The 19,008-nt window shown below is 55.3% G+C and carries 13 protein-coding genes; 1 reads left to right on the top strand and 12 read right to left on the bottom strand.

Going from position 1 to position 19,008, the window contains the following annotated elements; translation table 11 throughout:
• The 5 genes from WKI47_RS17425 to WKI47_RS17445 all read right to left on the bottom strand — a co-directional run bounded on the left by WKI47_RS17425 (position 1) and on the right by WKI47_RS17445 (position 5,431).
• Entirely contained in the window at positions 1-1,296 is a 1,296-nt protein-coding gene (locus tag WKI47_RS17425; RefSeq protein WP_340228438.1) for a GntP family permease, read from the bottom strand.
• A gap of 623 nt (positions 1,297-1,919) precedes the next feature.
• On the bottom strand, positions 1,920-2,378 hold the full coding sequence (locus WKI47_RS17430; RefSeq protein ID WP_340228439.1) for a GNAT family N-acetyltransferase: 459 nt from the start codon (positions 2,376-2,378) through the stop codon (positions 1,920-1,922).
• Between the two features lie 32 nt (positions 2,379-2,410).
• Positions 2,411-3,352: a pentapeptide repeat-containing protein gene (locus WKI47_RS17435; RefSeq protein ID WP_340228440.1), complete on the bottom strand. Its 942-nt coding sequence runs from the start codon at positions 3,350-3,352 to the stop codon at positions 2,411-2,413.
• A 361-nt stretch (positions 3,353-3,713) separates the two neighbouring features.
• Complete coding sequence (locus WKI47_RS17440; RefSeq protein ID WP_340228441.1) at positions 3,714-4,058, bottom strand: zinc ribbon domain-containing protein YjdM; 345 nt, start codon at positions 4,056-4,058, stop codon at positions 3,714-3,716.
• Positions 4,059-4,183: 125 nt separating this feature from the next.
• Positions 4,184-5,431 (bottom strand): Zn-dependent hydrolase, encoded by a 1,248-nt coding sequence (locus WKI47_RS17445; RefSeq protein WP_340228442.1) that lies wholly within the window; start codon positions 5,429-5,431, stop codon positions 4,184-4,186.
• A gap of 492 nt (positions 5,432-5,923) precedes the next feature.
• Here WKI47_RS17445 and WKI47_RS17450 point away from each other — a divergent pair, with 492 nt between their 5' ends.
• Positions 5,924-6,826 carry a diacylglycerol kinase family protein gene (locus WKI47_RS17450; protein ID WP_340228443.1) on the top strand — a complete coding sequence of 301 codons (903 nt, stop codon included), beginning with the start codon at positions 5,924-5,926 and terminating at the stop codon, positions 6,824-6,826.
• A 278-nt stretch (positions 6,827-7,104) separates the two neighbouring features.
• On the opposite strand, the gene WKI47_RS17455 is transcribed toward WKI47_RS17450, so the two are convergent.
• The 7 genes from WKI47_RS17455 to WKI47_RS17485 all read right to left on the bottom strand — a co-directional run bounded on the left by WKI47_RS17455 (position 7,105) and on the right by WKI47_RS17485 (position 18,514).
• Positions 7,105-8,283, bottom strand: coding sequence for a hypothetical protein (locus tag WKI47_RS17455; protein WP_340228444.1), 1,179 nt, complete (start codon positions 8,281-8,283; stop codon positions 7,105-7,107).
• Positions 8,284-8,388: 105 nt separating this feature from the next.
• Positions 8,389-9,642, bottom strand: coding sequence for a VWA domain-containing protein (locus WKI47_RS17460; protein ID WP_340228445.1), 1,254 nt, complete (start codon positions 9,640-9,642; stop codon positions 8,389-8,391).
• 1 nt (position 9,643) lies between these two features.
• Entirely contained in the window at positions 9,644-12,145 is a 2,502-nt protein-coding gene (locus WKI47_RS17465; protein WP_340228446.1) for a DUF5682 family protein, read from the bottom strand.
• On the bottom strand, positions 12,142-13,239 hold the full coding sequence (locus tag WKI47_RS17470; RefSeq protein WP_340228447.1) for an AAA family ATPase: 1,098 nt from the start codon (positions 13,237-13,239) through the stop codon (positions 12,142-12,144). Before WKI47_RS17470 ends, WKI47_RS17465 begins: the two co-directional genes overlap by 4 nt.
• A 51-nt stretch (positions 13,240-13,290) precedes the next feature.
• The gene (locus tag WKI47_RS17475; RefSeq protein ID WP_340228448.1) at positions 13,291-15,144 is read right to left on the bottom strand and encodes a HEAT repeat domain-containing protein; all 1,854 of its coding nucleotides are present in this window, start codon (positions 15,142-15,144) and stop codon (positions 13,291-13,293) included.
• Between the two features lie 60 nt (positions 15,145-15,204).
• A complete protein-coding gene (locus WKI47_RS17480) occupies positions 15,205-17,049 on the bottom strand; it encodes a hypothetical protein (protein WP_340228449.1) in 1,845 nt (614 codons plus the stop codon).
• Positions 17,050-17,074: 25 nt separating this feature from the next.
• Positions 17,075-18,514 (bottom strand): SWIM zinc finger family protein, encoded by a 1,440-nt coding sequence (locus WKI47_RS17485; RefSeq protein WP_340228450.1) that lies wholly within the window; start codon positions 18,512-18,514, stop codon positions 17,075-17,077.
• Positions 18,515-19,008: the final 494 nt, after the last annotated feature.

Below are 19,008 nucleotides of genomic sequence, written 5' to 3' on the forward strand. Positions count from 1 at the left end.
CTATAAAATAAAGCCGTACAGCAGCGTTGCTACAATCATCATCGTGCCGCCCACGATCGCCTCGTACGGGATGAGCCCCATCCGTTGACGGATCGTCATCTTCATCGCGTCGGCGGTCACGTGGAAATAGTTGCCCTGCGGCAGCGAATCGATCACGGTTGCGCCGGTGTGAACCATCACGGCGGCCGCCAGCGGAGCCGTGCCCATATTCAGAATCGCTTCCCCGAACGAACCTGTCGCCAAAATCACGCCGGTCGACGTCGAAGCGGTCGCCGCCGCCATCAGGATACCGGAGATCGGCGCCAGGAACGTGCCCGAGATGCCGGACGCGTCGATCAAAGCCACTACCTGCGTCGACAGATCGGAAGCCGAGATCAGTCCCGCGATACCGCCCGCGCCGATCAAGATCAGTACGGTGGCGGTCATTTTGTTCAAGCCGGAAGCCGTGTATTGCAAAATTTTGTTACCCTGCTTCATGGCGAGCATCCCGATGATGCCGGCCAGCGGCAAAATGTACATCGCGTCCACTTTGAAATTCGCCAGTGCTTCGATCCCGGAGATCGAACCGATCGGATTGATCATCAATAGCACAACGGCGACCAGCGGCGCGACGATTGCACGGCCGAGCGGCGGATACTTCGACATATCGACTTCGCCGCCCGGAACCTCGTCGTCCGCGACTTTGATGCCTTTGTTTTTCAGCAGGGAAGCCACCCATACCGTCATCAGCAAGCCGCATACGGCAGGAACGAACCCGCCCAGCATGACCTGGCTCAGATCCAGATCGAAGCCGCGTGCCGCCGCGATCGTATTGGGGTTCGGCGAAATGATATTGCCCGCTTTGCCGCCGCCCGACAGAGCCAGCAGCAACGCCACTTTGGAAATGCCCATTTTGTTGCCGACCGACAGCGCGATCGGCGCTACGATCAGCACCGCGACCGGGATAAACACACCGACCGCCGTAATGATCATCGTGGCGAGCGCCAGCGCCAGAATCGCCCGGCTGCCGCCGAATTTGCGCACGATCGCCTGGGCGATCGTTTCCGCCGCGCCCGATTCCATCATCACGCCAGCCAACACGCCCGCCGCCAGCACCCGCAGCACCGTGCCCATGACACTTTGCGTGCCGCCGACCAGAACGTTAACCGTTTCTTCCAGATTCGCGCCTCCGATTAAAGCGCCTACAATTGCACCCAAAAACAAAGCATATACCGGATTAAGCTTACGCAGGATCAGAATAATCGCCAGCGCCAAACCTACCAACGCCCCGATCCAGCTGATTGTCAGTCCATCCATTCGATATCCTCCCAAACGCCACGGCTATTGTTGAACACGCTTTCAGTATAGGCTTTCACGAACGGGAAAAGATATTGATGAAAAGACGAAATCTATTGGGCATTTGCACAATAATTCATTGAATCAATATGAATTTTCGGACGGGCTATCCGATAGCAAATCGGTATGCAAAAGGAAACATCGCCAAAAAGCCGATCTTAAAAAGATCGGCTTCCGGAAAAATTGCCCATATAGGCTTCCAACCTGCATTTCTTCGAAAAGCTTGAGGTCACGTGTTAAAATAAGTGCTCAAATACACTTATTTCATTCCGTTTGCTTTCCATTCTTCGAATAAGTGCGAATATACACCTATTAGAAGAAAAAACACGTAAACGGTCGATAGGCGGATCAATTAAGTGTATATCCGCATCTATTTTCTTCAAAAAGAAGAATTCGAAGAAATTAAGTGTATAATCGCATTTATTCTCGAAATTTCAAAAAAAACGGCAAGCACATCGTCAATCCAACCACTATACGGCACAAGGCAAAAGACCCGCCGGAGCGAAAAGGCTTGCCAATCTTGTCCAGTTGCGCCGACGATCACGGTCGAAACGGACGCACGGCAAACCTTCCTCTAAGAAATATTAGGATTTAGGACGCAGAATCATGAAGACGTCGATCTCGTCTTCGCTTTCCGTCTCGAATCCGAAGCGCTCGTATAAGCGGCGTGCCGCGCTTCCTTGCAGCACGTTCAGGCGAATACAGGCTGTCGGATCAGCCGAAGCGACTTCCGCCAGCACACGGCCAAGCACCTCGGCACCGACTCCGCCGCCCCTCGTTTCCTGCCGCAGGTAAAAATGCTCAAGCAGATATCCGTCATCCGCAGGCTTGAGCGCAATGCAGCCTGCGAACTCGCCTTCGGTCTCAATGATCCGCGTAAAAGCAGGATCAAAAGAACGATGGAACCGCTCGCGTACCCCCTGCTCGCTGTAGCGTCCCAATTGATTCAAGGATTCAAATAACGCCTCTGCCCGAAGCTCGGCGAGACGGTCGGCATCTGAAGGCTCGGCAGCCAATAGACGAATAGATTCTGACAGCTTCATCTTCATGTCCTCTTTTCGAGTAAAGTTAGGAATTAACAGGCTACGCTCCAATGTCCCGGACGTTCAAGGCCGGGCGGCAAGATCGTGTGGGTGTCACCTTTGGCTGCATTCAATTGAACTTGAGTCAGGAACAGTGCGCCTGCCAGATTCGCTCCGCGCAGATCCGTATCCCGGAAGTCTGCACCTATCAAATCAGCTTCGCGCAGGTCGGCGCCGCTTAAGTTGGCGGCGATAAGGTAAGCCCCGCGCAGGTTGGCGGCGCGCAGATCCTCGCCGCGCAGATCAGCGCCCACAAGGTCGGCGCCCCGACCGATCACCGGCTTGCGGCTGGCTTTGCCGCCTTTGCCGTGGTTGCGGCCGCGCGGGTTCTGTTTCCCGCGCGGTGCTTCCTGGCTGCCCGAAGCATGGCGGCGCTTCGCTTCGGCGCGAACAAGCTCGCTGCCTTCCAGCAGCAGCCCGTTCACTTTCGCGCGTTGCGCGGAGACGCTCAGCTTCCGCAGCGCTTCAGGCTCAAGCCGCGTGAGGCGCCCGACTTCCGTCAGCTCCTCCCGCAGTGCCGCATGGAGCACCGAGGCCGCCTGGCGGCCGAGCAGCTCCTCCATGTACAACATCAGCTCGTGAAGCTGCCATACGATCGGCAGCACCTCGAACATGGCGCGCGCCGTCTCCGGCCGCTCGCGCCAACTCACCCCTTTGAACGTCTCCTGCGAGACTTTCTGTCCCGCTCCGTAACAATCATATACCGTGCAGCCGCGGAAGCCGCTGTCCCGAAGCTTAGTATGAATCCCGCAGCGGAAGTCTTCGCGCAGGTTCCGGCATGGCTCGCCTGCCGCTTTGTCGATCGCGAAATCGACAGACACCGAGAACGGAAGCGCTGCGCAGCACAGACCGAAGCAATTCTCGCAGTCGCCGCGGTATTGATGCCGGTAGGACACCGTTTCGCTTGACGTCAGTCCTTTTGAATCTCCAACCATAGTCAGACCCTCCACATGCAAAATCGCGTTCTGTACGTTTTTCTGTTTATTCTAACGCCAATCGCTTGCAAGCCACAAACTTTTTCCTTCATAACACTGTCCCGCCTCGAATGTTGGGTTCACGTTCGTCTAGGGCGTGTACGCAAACTCCGCCGGGAGCAGATTGAGCTGGATTTTCGTTCTCAGCAAGGAATTTTTCTGAAGGTGTGCCGGGGCACATCAAAGGAAAATGACGCCGAAGAGGGCGAAAAGACAGCTCAAGATGTACGTCGTTGAGTTTGCGTACACGCCCTAGGACATCTACCCCTGCGACGGCAAAAACCCGATTCTCCGAAAAGAACCGGGGTCGCCTGTCTTCTGGCTATGCTTTCCGAACAAACTCCGACTTCAACTTCATCGCGCCGAATCCGTCAATTTTGCAGTCGATATCATGGTCTCCGTCAACCAGACGAATGTTTTTGACTTTGGTGCCGATCTTCAGAACGGAAGAACTTCCTTTGACCTTCAGATCCTTGATCACCGTTACGGAATCCCCGTCGCGAAGCTCGTTTCCGTTCGCATCGCGGACCATTTTCGTCTCTTCTCCGTTATCGCTAACGTCCGCTCCCGGCGTCCACTCATGCGCACATTCCGGGCATACGAGCAGATTCCCGTCCTCGTAGGTATAAGCGGAGTTGCAGGCCGGGCAGTTTGGCAATTCATTCATTGTGTTCATTCCTCGTTTCTTCAATATCCATCACGCATTCTCTTCATGGTGCCATAAGCAAGCCTGTAGGTTCAAGCCTAACTCCGACAATCTTTTGACAAATGACCATAGACATGCCGTTCCACTTACGCGTCGGTTAACTTTTGGGCTGCCTCGTAAAAAATCCGGACCGCACGCTCAATGTCTGCCGCATCCGACCATTCTTCCGGGCAATGACTGAGTCCGCCCCGGCTCGGAATGAACAGCATCCCCACATCCGTAAAGTCCGAAAAGATCATCGCATCGTGCCCGGCTCCGCTGTTCAGCGGACGCCGGGGAATGCCGAGCGCATCGCTGCCTGCTTCAAGCAAGCCTTTGACCTTTTCGCTCATCCGTTTGGGCTGGATATACAGTTGGCGTTCAATCTCTGCTTGAATGCCCGGCCCCTCTACCGAACGTGCCAGTGCTTCTGCTTTGGCCAGCACTTCTTGCACGTCTTCTTCGCGGCCTGCACGCAGATCGGCGGTGAAGACTACTTTGTCGGGAATGACATTCGCCCCGTTCGGAAAAACGTTCAGCCGTCCTACTGTCGCCACCGTCCCGTTTCCTTGCTCAAGCGCCAGTTCCGGCAATGCAGCCACGATCTTCGACGCCGCAACCAGCGCATCGCTCCGACGATCCATCGGCGTGGTTCCCGCATGTCCGGCATGGCCCCGCACCGTAACCTGAATCTGCGTCAGACCGACAATCGCTTCCACGATCCCAACCGGAATGCCTTCTTCCTCCAAAATAGGCCCCTGCTCGATATGTAATTCCAAAAAGGCTTTGATATCCGACTTGTCCCGCTTACCCGGCAGCGATGGATCGAGTCCGATCGCCTGCATCGCTTCGACCGTGGCGATGCCGTCTTTGTCGGTCGTCGCCGCAAACTCTTCGGCGCTCAACACTCCGAGCATCGCGCGCGAGCCGAGCAGCCCTCCGATAAAGCGTCCGCCTTCTTCTTCGATCATGGCCACCGCTTCAAGCGGATATTTGGGCTTCAAGCCGTTATCCCGGAACAATCTGGCTACTTCCAGCCCAGCCACGACGCCAGCCGGACCATCATAGGAGCCTCCATGGGGCACGGAATCGAAATGCGAGCCGATCAGCACCGCCGGAGCGTTCGGGATGCTGCCTTCCATTTTGCCGAAAATATTACCGAAGCCGTCCTCCCGAACCTTCAGACCGTACTCCGCCATAACACCCTTGATATAGTCTCGCGCCTGTCGATCCTGCTGGCTGTACGTCAGTCGCGTCGTCCCTTGTCCAGGCGTGGACGTGAATTGGCCGATCGCTTCAATATGATGTTCGATCCGCTGCTGTAATTCACTTTTGGGTAAAATCTTTTCACTCATAATAGCTTCGCCTCCATCTTGGATAATCGGGGAATTTTGCTGTTATCGTTTATTGTACCCGATCATCTGAATTCTTTCGCGACGAGCTACGATTTTCTGGGTAAAAAGAAATAGCAAGCCGCCCTAAAAACAAGTCGCTTCAGCTGAACCTAGTAGCTTGTCTTGCTTTAATCTGAGGTTTGCGCTTGCCTAAAACGTGCATGGTTCTAGGGCATGTCTTCAAACCTCGACGGAAGCAGATTTTGCCGAATTTTCGTGCTGACCAAGGAACTTTTCTGAAGGCGTGCCGGGGCACGTCAAGGGAAAGTGACGTAGGGCAGGGCGAAAAGGCGGTAAAAGATGCACGTTGGTAGGTTTGAAGACACGCCCTAGTACGTTTTAGGCAAGTGTAACTTTACATTAATCCAAGACAAGCTACCTGAAAATCTTCGCGAAGCTGTACATGAATTACATATCGGATCTGCAATCACACATCGAATGGAGGCATATACGATGAAAAAGGCCATGATTATCATGAACCCTTCTTCCGGCAAAGAGAAAGCGCTTGAATATGTTCGCAAGGTCGAGGACACGCTGCGCAACGAGGTAGGCTACGACGTTGTCGTAATGGAAACAACGCAAGAACTGGACGCGACTAAATTCTGCATTTCCGCCTGTGAGGATGAATTCGATCTGGTCGTCTCTGTAGGCGGTGACGGGACGCTGCATGAGACGATCAACGGACTGCTCGATCAAAAGCACAGACCGAAACTCGGCGTTATTCCGCTCGGAACGGTCAACGATTTCGCCCGTGCGCTGCATATTCCGCTGAATCCGGATGAAGCGATCCGCACATTGACGTCTTCGAAGCTGCGTCAGGTCGATATGGCTCGCATCAACGATCAGCTTTTCGCGAATGTCGTCGCCGCCGGATCGTTGGCCGATACGCTGTCTTCCGTTTCTTCCGAAGAAAAGTCCAAGCTGGGCGCGTTCGCGTATTTCAAAGAAGGCGTCAAAGAACTGCTCGGCGGTTCAGCAGCGCACCTGGTGATCGAGCATGACGGCGGCACATGGGAAGGTCCTGCGCCGATCTTTATCGCGGCTCTGACCAATTCGGTCGGCGGATTTGAAAATCTGGCGCCGGACGCTTCGGTCGACGACGGCTTGCTGCACGGTTTTATCGTCCATAACCTTAACTTCCTCAATACGTTGACGGCAGGCTTCTCGTTGCTGCTCGGCAATCTCAAAGACCATAAAGACGTCGAGTATTTCACTTCGCGCAGCATCCGTGTATCTTCGACGGAGCCGGTGAAAACGAACGTGGACGGCGAACCGGGACCGGCGCTTCCGATCGAGATGCACATTTTGCCGGCTCATGTTCAGGTGATTGTGCCGGAGGAGAGCGCTGAAAGCTGACTGTGATTGAGTTGAAAAAGAAAAGCGGCCTGTGAGGGCCGCTCAGTATGTCGAAAAAGTCACGTGTACGTAGGAAGGGAGAAGGCTGCGAGAAAAATTCGTTCAAAACGCTGTCTCACTCGGAAAGATGGATTGGATTTTAAGAAGGAATCTTTCCGAGTTCAAAGGCGTTTTTCACTGGATTTTTCTCTCCGTCCGCTCCCTTCCAGCTACGTTAGACTTTCTCGACATGTTGAGCGACCTCTTAAGGCCGCTTTTCTTTTTGCTTTTTTGGCTTATTAACGATGAACCAATTCGCCGCCTCGTGCCTGTAGCAGGCTCTCCAGCTTTAAACAGTCTTCGCTTCCGCGTTCGGCTTTGCTGCCGGATAGGCGTACCCATTTTAATGCGGGCAGGTCAAGCAATAGCTTGGGATCGGAGAAAGATGTTTTGCTGAGATCGAGGCGTTCCAAGCTGGTCAGAGTGAGCAGAAAATCCCAGGCTTTAGGCTTGAGCAGGGTGACGTCGAGATTTTTCAGGTGGGTCATGCCTTCGAGCGGACGTAGATCTTTTACTTTTGTGCCCCAGATCCATAGCAGTTCGAGTTTGGGAAATTGCTCGCGAATGCCTTCGATAGATTCCAGCTTTGTTTTTTCCGCATACAGGATTTGAAGCTCCGGGCAGCGTCCCATCTCTCTAAAGCTTCGAATCTGCGAACCGCGCAGGCGAAGGTCGTGAATCGAAGGATGGTTATGGAAGCCGCCGAGATCGGAGACTTGGCAGAAGTTTGCATCCAGAATTCGCAGCCGCGTCAGCTCCGCCACATGATCGAGATTCGTCAACCGCTTGGGTGAAAGCAGTCGGATTTCTTCGATGTTCGGAAATACGCGAAGCGAACCCAAGTCTTCCAATCCGCAGGTCTGTGCGCCTAAAGATACTTTGCGCACGGAAGGTGCCGACGCATAAGGCGGAACACGCTCCACTTCGGAAAAGCTTAGGGACAGCTCTTCCAGCGCAGGAGGCAGCTCGTTTGGGCTTTGGTAATTGAAGCGGGACAAGCCGAGTTGCCGCAGGCTTTTTAAAGGGGTCAGCAGGTCCGGCGGAAGCGGCTGGACGAGCTGTCGAAGCTGCAAGGTCTCCAGCCGTCGTAACTCCGCTATGGCCTCAATGCCTTCGGTAACTGTAGTCTTCGAGACGAATCCCAGGCTTTTCAGATAGACCGCCGCCTCCAATCCGGCCAGGGTCGGCACGGTCATTTTGGAATCGGTTGTGCCGAACTCCAAGCGCTCCAACCGGGTAAACTCTTTTAACGGTGCGTAGGTGGAGATGGAACGAGGCTGCATGATCTTAAGCACTTCCAACTCTTCCGGTGAACCCGGCACTTGAAAATACGCATATTGCCGCTGCTTGGCTATGTAAGCTTCGGCTTCTTTTACCAGTGCTTGCCTCGACTTATTATATGGCTCGGACTTCTTCATGACGGATCACCGTCCTCTACAGTCATATCTACCGCTCAAGCCGCCTATCGGCGCAGATCGCAACAATACGAAGACTGGGCCGACAGCGTGCCTGAATATGCGGGATTACCCTTTTTGGGCTGTCAGTTTGTCTGCTAGTGCCGTCATGTCCTGACCTTGCAAAGCTCCCGCTACAAGCTGTGGCAGCATGGCAGGCGTACAGGCAAAACATGGCGTGCCATCTCGCGCAAGCTGTCTGGCCAGACGCTCGTCATAGAACGGACGACCGCTGTCGGACAACGCCAATAGACAAAGCGTACGGACCCCGGACTCGCGCATTTCGCGCATTCGACGCACAAGCGCGGATTGATTGCCGCCTTCATACAAGTCGGTAATCATGATAAACAGTGTCTTTTTCGGGTCTTCAATATATTGCTCGCAATAAGCGACAGACTTATTGATATCCGTCCCGCCGCCGAGCTGAATGCCGAACAACATATCGACAGGATCGTCGGCACACTGCTCGGTCAGATCGACCACTTCCGTATCAAACACGACAACCCGCGTATCCAATGCCGGCATGCTGGCGAAGATCGCGCCCGTTACCGAGGCCCAGATCACCGACTCCGCCATCGAGCCGCTTTGGTCGATATCGAGGATCACGGTCCATTCTTTGCTGCGCCGCGCCCGGTCGAAGTAATAAAAGCGCTCGGGAATCAGCAGCTTGCGCTCGGTATCGTAATGTTTCAGATTGCGTTGAATGGTCCGTTTCCAATCCAGGCCGCTGAGCGAAGGAAGCGGCGTATGCTGCCGTCTGTTCAGCGCGCCTGTCACGGCACGCTGCATATCTTCCTTCATGCGGGCCATCAATTCGTCCACGACCGCCTTCACCAGCATGCGGGCCGTGTCTTTCGTTTTCTCGGGAATTTTGCCGCGCAGCGACATTAACGTGCCGACCATCTGGATATCCGGCTTGACCGAGGCCAGCAGTTCCGGCTCGAACAGCAATTGCTTCCAGCCGCGCCGCTCGATCGCGTCATTCTGAATGATCGACACGACATCTTCCGAGAACAGATTACGCACGTCGCCGAGCCAGCGGGACAAGTTGACGGACCCTCTACCGTTGCCTGCTCCACGGCCCCCCGATCCACCGCCCGAACCAGAGCCGGAACCGCCTGCCGAGGGGGTACCGCTCTCGGTATCATTGTAGATGGCGGCAAGTGCCGAATCCATAATCGCTTCTTCTTCCGTCAATCGCAGACCGCCCGGACCGTTCATTCCCTCCAGCTTATTCTGGGCGGCTTCACCCAGAATAAGCCGCCAACGAGAGACTGAATTTTCCTGCTTCGTATCGTTGCCGTTATCCGCTGTATTTGTCATATTAAAAGTCCCCAAAGTCGAAATCGTTCAATTCATCCAGCATTTTGTCCTCTTCCTCCTTCAGTTCCCCGGTCAAAATTTCCGCTGCTTGTTCCGCATTGACTCCCCATAGCTCGCCAAGCGTCTCTGCGATCATGGTCTTTTCGTGAGCCGAGAATGAACTGAATGCCCGGCGCAGAAAGACTAACGCGCGCTTGAACTCTTCGTCGCCCAGCGAATTGATGTAGTCATTCAACTGCACCCACAGGCTCATTCTCGACAGGAGCGCGTAACGGTTGCGCATGGACAAGCCTTCGAACCAGCCAGCGCCCAGATCGGATGGAATACCCGGCGATAAGCGCCGGGATACTTCGGCCGCGCACTGCTCCGCGTCCATCTCGCCCCGTTCTAGCAGCAGCGCGCAGGCAAAGCCGGATAGCTTCGGATTGCGGTCATCCCGCTCTGACAGAACGTTCAGCTCCTGTGTCCATAGCGGTACGTCGACGGTATCGTCATGCTCTTGGGCAATCTTATTCAGTTCGCTTATCGCAGATACCATGCCGTAAGCTGCTTCATCGTTGCAATTGGCCGCGTCGGACAGATAAAGACAGCCGCGGAAAAATAATTGCTCCAACAGCGGTACGAGCGGAGCGGTATCGGCACGCCGGATATCGCCGTAAGCGATAATGCCGGATAAGCGCGATGCCGCGCCCGAGATCTGCGCCACATCGCGGCTATCCGCTGCCAACGCTTGAAGCACCCGTCGACCGTCTTCCATCTGCGCGGTCATCCCGCAGCGAACCGATACGCCGATCAATGCGGAGGCTTCCGGGATCGACGTGCACGCTTCCAACTTCTCGCGAAGGCGATGCGCGCAAGCGATCTCGATCGTCTCGCCGAGCAGCGTCGATTCGACGACCCGAATCTCGGCTTCCGGCGTCCATTGAATAATCCAATCTTCTGCCCATACTGCACGATCCGCATTCGTAGGCCGGGATCGAACAAACGGAATATCCAATAGCTCCAGGCGATGGAACAGGAACGAACGATTCAAGTCGAGGAAAGCGGCTTCCTGTGACGAGACGCGCCGATTTTCTCTCAAATCAAGCGACAGGTCGGTTGCGACAGCCGTCTTGTACTTGGTCAGCTTAAGTCGCTTCAATTCCCGGTTCAAGTCATCTTGAAGCGGCGTCTGGCTGACCCCTTCGGCCAGGCTGCCGATCTCGGTGCCTACATCGACCCGAGCCAGCGCTTCGGCAACGACGGACAACTCGCCACGTCCGAGCAGCGTCTGCGCCGCATCGCGAAGCTCCAGCAGCGTCGGCGCGCTTCCGCCGTGCAGTGAAGCCAGTCCTTCGGCCATGCGTACGGCCTCGATGACTTCCGCTGTCGAGCGATGCGTGCCGGATGCCCGCAACGCCCGCGCTGCCGTGGATAGATAAACGCGCGGCAAGTCTTCCGGATGACCGGACTCCATCGCTTCCCACATCATTTGGAAATAGTGAGGCGCGTTGTTGCCTGCACCGTAGCCGGACAAGCTAGACAATCGATAATACGAATAGGGCATCAGCGTCAGCTTGGAACTGCGGGAGGGCATCGCTGCCAACTCTTCGTCGTTCATCGCGCCTTGTACCGGATACTCCAAAGCAGCAGCGTGATAAGCACCGCAAACGACCACAATCTTTGACGGATCATGTCCGGCTTCGATCGCTTTGAGGATCTGCCGCTGCATATAAGCCTCGCGGACATGATTATACGCATGTTCTTCCGGCTGATTGGAACGTTCCCGATCTTCGCCGAGCGAACGCATTTCGGCCGAGAAAGCCAGAATCGAATCCCGGTACGTCCCCGGATTTTCATTATGCTCGTAATGGCGCTCCCAATACGTATCGTAGTTATGCTCGTCCGCAAGTTCGGCGATTCGCTCGTAGATCGAGAGCCCGGCAGCTTCGGCTTCCAACTCCTCAACACCTTCAGGATCAATAGGAGACGATTCTTCTGAAGCAGGTAATCCGCCCGGAAGTGGATTGGACACATCACCGGACGGGTCAGAAGCGATCTTTACTTGTTCGGCCGCATCGTTGCCTACGTCGGGATTTGCTTGCGTTTCCGGTTCGAGTTCAGCTTCGGTGTCCGGGACAGCTTTTCGTACGTCCTTCTTTTCTTCCGTTCGCCGCCTTAAATCCTGAAGTGCCAGCGCCGAGCCGGAAGGCAGATCGATCATCTCGCATAAGGCCTTGTTTTTCGCCGCCCAGCGCATCGCCTGAAGCTCCGGCGAATAGATCGCAAACGGCCAGAGCGCGGTCCGCACCGGCATCTCGTCCGTGAACGCCAGCACCGCGACCGGAGGCACGGTGGAAGGATGAACCAGATCGCGAATCATGCTTGTGGCATCGGACGGACCTTCGATCAGCACCGCGGTCGGGCGAACCTGATCCAGATATTGCAGCAGATGGCGGGCACCGCCGGGGGACAAGTGCCGGACGCCGAAGACGGAGACTTTGACGTCCGCCGCCGTCTTCACTCGTTCATCTCCCTGCACGCCTGATACAGTCCGCGCCACTCCGATCCCCGTTTCTTCATGACGTTATCCAGATATTCTTTCCAGACCAGCTTGTCTTTATCGTCGTCCTTCACGATCGCGCCCTGCAATCCGGCTGCCAGGTCTTCGTCCGTCATCTCTCCGCTGCCAAAGCTCGCGGCCAACGCCATGCTGTTCGTCAGCAGCGAGATAGCTTCGGCCGTCGAGATCACGCCCGCCGGCGATTTCAGCTTTTCTTTGCGGTCCAGCGTCATGCCGCTGCGTAGCTCGCGGAAGATCGTCACGACTTTGAGCAGCGCTTCGTCCGCAGGCGGCGAAGCCTTCAGTTCGTACGATGCCGCAATCTCGCTCACCCGCTTTTTAACGATTGACAGCTCGGTTTCCAGATCCGACGGAGCAGGCAGCACGATGATGTTGAAGCGGCGCTTCAATGCGGCAGACATCTCGTTAACGCCGCGGTCGCGCGTATTCGCTGTGGCGATGATCGAGAAGCCTTTGCGAGCGCTGGTCTCGTTGCCGAGTTCCGGCACCGAGACGGTCTTCTCGGACAGAATCGAAATCAGCGCATCCTGAACTTCCGAAGCGCAACGCGAGATTTCTTCGAACCGGGCTACGCTTCCGCCTTCCATTGCGCGCATGATCGGACTGCGAACCAGCGCTTCGGGTGTCGGGCCGTTGGCCAGCAGCATCGCATAGTTCCACGAATAACGTACCTGCTCTTCGCTTGTTCCGGCGGTACCTTGCACGACAAGACCGGAATTTCCGCTTACCGCGGCCGTCAAATTCTCCGACAACCACGACTTTGCCGTTCCCGGTTCGCCGATCAACAGCAATGCACGGTCCGTAACGAGCGTCGCGATCGCCATTTCGACCAAACGGCGATTGCCGATATATTTAGGCGTAATATCGAGCTTCCCGGCTTTGCCTCCGGTGATGTAGGTCAACACGGCGCGAGGCGACATTTGCCAGCCCGGCGGAACCGCTCCCTTGTCTTCCTTTTTCAGCGCTTCGATCTCCTGTTGGTACAGAAGCTCAGCGGGTAAACGCATCGTATCCTGCGTATTGGCTGCGGCCATTGATTATTCTCCTCTCGGTTTACGATTCAAAGTATAGGCAATGCCCAACGATCAAGCGTTCGATTCGGCAGCGCGACGACGAAGCGTATGAATGATCTCCTGCGCCTCTTCTTTGATATTTTCAAAACGCGTTTCTTGGATCAACGGCTCCAAACGGTCTGCGGCTTCGCCCGCGAAACGAACCGGCACTTCCAGCAAACGGCGAGCTTCGTCATGGTAAATGCTGTAGATCTTTTTCCATTGTTTGTTCTCCATCCAGCGCATCAATAGCTCGTACTTCGTCTCTTCATCGAAGCCGGCTTCATCAAGCGCGAGGAAAACATAATAGCCTTGGTAGTTATTTTCGGACTTCTCGACTTGCTTCTCCAAATATTTCAGCAGCTTCGGATTGTTCGGGTTGGCAGGTGCGGCCAGCGCCGAAACCAGTTGCAGATCGTCGCGGTCGATCAGCCAACCCAACCAGCGAGGGTCCCATTCCGCGATGATTTTTTCCGACGGCAGCCGATTGCGCACATAACCTTCATAGGCATACACTTCGTCGCGCAGCGTCTCGATCAGCTTGCTTTGCCGTGCCTGTGCTTTTTTCGTGACCGCTGCGCGAAGCAGAGCAACGCCCGATCCGGCATAACGTTCATACAGCTCGGCTGGCGTACGCAGACGCTTCGTGGCATGGAACGCGTAAGACAGATAGTTGAAGTCGCGTTCTTCCAGACCTTGCAGCGCGGCCAACGCTTCTTCGGTATTCGTATTTTCCAGATATTTGGCCGCTTGGCTCATCACACGCAGATTTTCGGAAAAATCGAGGCGTCCTGTGGCTGGATATTTCGTTTCGTCAGAGATCAAATCCAGGAACAGCCGTTCCAATTCCGGGTGTTGGGCTTGCCGGAACGCAATGGTAAACGGTTCGATCGTTTTCCATAACTTGTCCTTGCTCTTCTGGTCGTTGTCTCCAAAAATCTCCTGGCTCAAGCGTTCTTCGTATAAAGGAATCAGGCGTTCCAGCATCTCTTTTTTCGGAGACGCTTCGATCGCCTGGGCCGCCGGAAGGGCGTCTTTGCCGACAAACGCTTCGTACAGCCGATCGCGCGCCGTCTCCGAATTGCGAACCGCCAAAGCCGCGAGCGCGCCTTCGCGTACCGGCTTCTTTTTGTCCAGCGACCATTCGATCAGTTTGTCTTCAAAGTCCGGATGCAAGCCCAGGCAAGCAATCGCCGCAGCGCGCACCTTGTCCGAGCCTTCTTCCGCCGCGTGCACCAATACATGCAGCGACTTCCGATCGTCCGAATCGACGCCGAGCTTACGTACGACTTCCAAACGACGTTCTTCTTCGCGGCCGCCCTGAATATTCATATCCGCGAGCAGATACGGCACAATCACCGGACCGTATGACGGTAAAATATGTCGAACCGCATAGTCTGCCAGCTCCGAATACGGATCGCCCAATGCCTTCATCGCAAACGGGAATAGCCGCAGATCGCGGAAAAGGCCGTTCCGATGCGCTTCCAACACGATTTCGTACCGACCGCCGCCCGATGTGGACAGCGCGTTTTGCACCTCCGCAAGCTGGCGATACGAATGAACGGTCGTCAGTCCGGTCAAGCCGCTGTCTGCCGTACTTTCGTTCGAAAGATTGCTTTCCGCCGCGGTTGCGCCCTGTGTGGACAGCACTGAGTTCAATAGCAGCGATACGTCCTGCAAGCGCGCTGCGCGCGCTTCCGCTTCGGAAGGCCCTGTCAGTGCGGCGACGCCTTCCGCCATTTTTTTGAATACCGGTGCTCGCTCCCCAAGCTGGGCCAGCTTGGGTTGTATTCGATTCAAGCGAAAATCGTCAGCCGCGAGGTCGCTGCCTGCGATATAAAGGCGACGCAGCTCACCCTGAAGCTCCTGCAACAAAGTCGTACTCATATTCATCTCTCCTCCCGGTATTCGCTGTATGGAACAAGCTTACGATTTGCGACGCGGTGGCTATTTTCCCGATTCGGCTTGTGCCGCCGCTTGTCGGGTTCGAAGCTTCTCCGCCGTGTCTTGCAGCCTTCTTTTATAATCCGTTCGTTCGATTCCCGCCATAATCGCTTCGATACGCCGCACGGCCTCGCCGATTTGCGGGACGGGAACCCTGCTCACCTCGCCTACAATCGCGAATTCGCCGTAAGCGGTAGTGGGAGGACGATTCCAGTCTCGGGATTCCAACAACTGCATCAGCAACTCAAACCGCGTCTCTCCGTCAAAAGGTACGTTTCGCACAGCTTCCAGCACGGTATATCTGTCGTTTTCGATGGTCGGCGAAGCATGATTGCGAATCGCCTGTTTCAAATAAGGAAGAAGCCTGTCGTTGCCGAGCCTGGCAAGCCCTGCGACCACGGATAAACGGTCATGGTCGATCGCCCAGTCCAGCCAGCGCGGGTCCCAATCCGCTTCGATCTCTGCTTGGGGACGTCTTGGGTCGTTCACGCCTACCCTGTTGTACAGCGCTTGACGAAACACCATGAATAACAAGTCGCCCGACATTCGGGTTTTTCCCGATTCCGAACCTGAGTAACGCTCGTAGACTTCGGCCGGGCTTAGCACGCGTCTAGCCAACGGAACGGCATAATGGACCAACAGCGTCGGAGATGCTTTTGCCATTCGCTCGATCGGTTCAAGCGCTTCAATCGTGTTCGATCTGACGAAATAATCAGCTGCGGCGCCGATAATCCAGCCGCTTTCCCGTTTGTCCAACCGCTGCAATACCGGGTAGGCCGACAAATCCTGCGACAGCTCCATATAAAGCCGCTCCAGCAAAGGATGACGCACTTTCCCGAGCGCAGTCAGCAAAGGATGCAGGTCTTTGATCGAATTGACCTTTTTTTCCGCGCGGTCTTGCAGCTTTTCTTCGTACAGCTTGACCAGGCTTTCCGCCAAAGTCTGCGAGATCGAAAATTGGATAGCTTCGGAAGCTATCCCCGCGTCCTTGCCCGTCAGCGCTTCGTACAGACGATCTCGCGCGGCTTCCGAATCGAGTACGGACAGTGCAAAATAAGCACTTTCGCGCACCGTTTTTTTGGCATCGTGGGACCAGTCCAGCAGCCGTTGCTCACATTCCGGATCTGTGCCCAGACATGCGACCGCCGCCGGAACGATCTTCGCCCCGCCTTCCTCCGCAGCTAAAATCAGCTTGTTCAGCGAAACCCGATCGTCCGGGTTTACACCGACCTGTTTGACGACTTGTAATCGGCGTTCATGCTCCCGACCTCCTTGAATATCAAGGTCTTTCAGCAGATAAGCCGCAATAGCCGTTCCGTAGCCCGGCACAATCTTGTTCACTGCCAAATCGGCAATCTCCGAATACGAATCACCGAGCGCATGAACCGCCATAGGCAGCATGCGCAAATCATCGAAAAGCCCGCGTTCGTAAGCGGAAAGCACCACCTCGTAACGCCCACTGCCCGATGAGGACAGTGCCTGCCGAACTTCGCCGAGTTCCCTTGAAGAATGATCCGTTGTCAGATCCGGCAGTCCGTAACTTGGAATAGCCAAATCGGTCCGTATGTCTTGAACGGTTCCCTCGGCGGCTGTCCGGCCTTGCGTCGCCAACACCGAATTCAGCAACGTCGATACGTCCTGCAAACGCGCAGCGCGCTCGAAAGGCTCCGCGGAATCGACCAAAGCGGCCGTGCCTTCGGCGATTCGCTTGAATACAGGGGCTCGTTCGCCCAGCGCACCCAGCTTTGGCTCCAGCTTTTTCAAGCGAAAATCATCGGCTGCCAAATCACTGCCTGCGATATAAAGACGTCTTAATTCGCCATGAAGCTCTTGCAATAACGTGCTCAATCGACCTCATCTCCCGAAAAAAGGATCAGTACAACAGTCTCGCGATCCGTTCACCCTGAATCAACGTCAGCGGCTGTGCCACCAATTTCCCTGTATCCATCTGATGCTCGAACATCGCCAACACCGCACAATTTTCCAGCAAGGAAGGATCAACCAGTGACAGCAGCGTCGTCGTAGACTGCGGCAGTCGATAAACGTCTCCCAATTCAAGCGTATTGCCGGCTTCGTCAACCAGCGCAAACGTCCCGTTCTCCGTTTGGGCAATGCGGGCAGCCTTCAGCAGCACCACCGGAGCGCGGTCGGCCAGCGGATCTTTCAGTTGATTCTTCACTTCCTTCACCGCATCGGGAATCGAAGCGGCCGCAGCAGCATGAATGCCGCCGTAATCGGCATCATTCACCTGACGAGGGATCATGCCTTCAAAACGTACCCGTGCATTGAGGCCGCCCGGATAGCGATAGAGTTCCGATATTTGAGCGACGCTGAAGAAGCTGTCCTCTTCCTTCATGTACTTCACGGCTTTGAACGGACGGTACTGAACGGTGCGGTGAACGGTACTTTCGCCAAGTTGCAGCCAAAAGCCCGTATCCACGAATTCTTTGCGCGCCTCGTCCCGGTACGTGTAGAACGCCAATTGCAGCAATTCGACGTTCTCGCTTACCCGTCCGGCTTCTTTCAGCTCGGCCAACTGCCAGGCATGGCCCAACCATTCTTCGATCGTCGATTCGGAATCGGGCGCAAGCTCGGGGTCTTCCTGCTTCGCTTGCAGATACGCGCGCCCTTTTTTGATAAAAGCGTTCAACAGCGTGAGCTGCTCGGCCGCGTATGTATAGCCGCTTTCGCGGTCGTCCTGTTCCAGCAGCAGCGCCAGTCGGCGAAGTTCGTTCTCCGCTCCGGTCAGGTAACTGCTGCCGAGCCGCTTGGCATGGTCGTTCAGATCCTTCACGGTTCGGGCATTGGCTGTTCCCAGCCCACCGCGCACCAGCGACAGCACGATCTTTTCCAATTCGTCCAGCGCTTCGAGTTGTTGGGCGATTTTCTTTTTGAGCGCGGTCTTGTTTACTTTTTTCGGCTTGGCGGGCGGCAGATCGCCGCTTTCGCGCTTCGCCTTCGTCTCTTCTCGCTTCTCGGCTTTGTCGCGCTTGGACGAGATGTCTTCCGGCAACGCCGCTTGCTCGAATGTCAACCCGTCGGCGTACGCGTACATCAGACCGAGCGCGTGCTTGCACGGGAACTGGCGGCTCGGGCAATTGCAGCGCGAGACCGGATTTTCTTTGTTGACGAAATCGACGGAACATATGTAATTCGATTTGCCGCTGCCGGAACATTCGCCGAACAGCAGGTCTCCTTCTTCGGACACATTCAGTTTCACGAACTTGTTTTTCTGAACCAGCCCTCGGCCGTTTTTGACGGCTGCGGCGTTCGGGGCGAGCGAATCGATATAAGATGCGGTCAATTCAAGCATTGAAGCGCCTCCTCGCTTTATGAGTAAATAAGAGTTGCTAAGATTATACTGGAAACGGCGGCAAATCTCACGTCGGGGAGCTTTATGTAGGGTCTGGGAAGTTGGGGTTAGCGAATAATAGGAACTTGTGTTCTCTTTTTTCGAAATATATCATACTTTTCTGCGAGATACAAATGTACGGCGTTTTCGCGGCTTTTTTTGCAGGTTTCGATCGCCGGATGAAGGTTTTCTCGCCCGAGATTCGGACCCGGCGCCCGTTTCGCGGACGATAAAGGCTTCACCAACATATAAACACCAAAAAGTAGCGCCTAAGCGCCCTTTTCGGGATCGGTTTGTCGAGAAAGTCATGCAGGTGTGGCACCCAATTATAGGGCATGAGCAGACTCCGAGAAAAACTCGTTGACGCAGGCTTGCGAAATGCTGTTCTCCGCAGGGTCAAGTCGCGTATCGAAAGCCGGAAAAAAGATGCCGGAGTTAAGGAAGTTTCTTGATTT

It is taken from the genome of Saccharibacillus sacchari (genome assembly GCF_037722395.1).
Lineage (GTDB): Bacteria > Bacillota > Bacilli > Paenibacillales > Paenibacillaceae > Saccharibacillus > Saccharibacillus sacchari_A.